The organism is Streptococcus sp. HMSC076C09, assembly GCF_001837905.1.
Lineage (GTDB): Bacteria > Bacillota > Bacilli > Lactobacillales > Streptococcaceae > Streptococcus > Streptococcus parasanguinis_I.
Map to the genome: position 1 here is coordinate 1 of NZ_KV834610.1, position 318 is coordinate 318.

The following is a 318-nucleotide window of genomic DNA, read 5'->3' on the forward strand; positions in this document are numbered from 1 at the left end:
TTAGTGCCGTTTTTATTAGTGCTGTTTTTATAAGCATCATAATATTCTGTGCTGTATCCTGGGTTTAAACTTAAAATTATAATTTCTGCATTATCTATATCACCAACAAAATGTTGAGGATAAACATTTAGTCGGAGTTTGTATTTTTCTTTGGCTGCTTTCTTTGTTTCTTCATTAGCATCATCGTCTACTTTATCTACTGGGGGATATTTTTTTGAATTTAATAGCTTTTTAATATACTTCAGGTCCGCAGTAGCAACGATTATCTTTTCACCATTATATATTTCCGAAGTAGTATCTATCCAAGGATTTTCCATC

At 31.1% G+C, this 318-nt stretch carries 1 pseudogene; it reads right to left on the reverse strand.

The features are described 5' to 3' along the window. A pseudogene (locus HMPREF2704_RS01695) lies at positions 1-318 on the reverse strand (hypothetical protein); the annotation flags it as partial.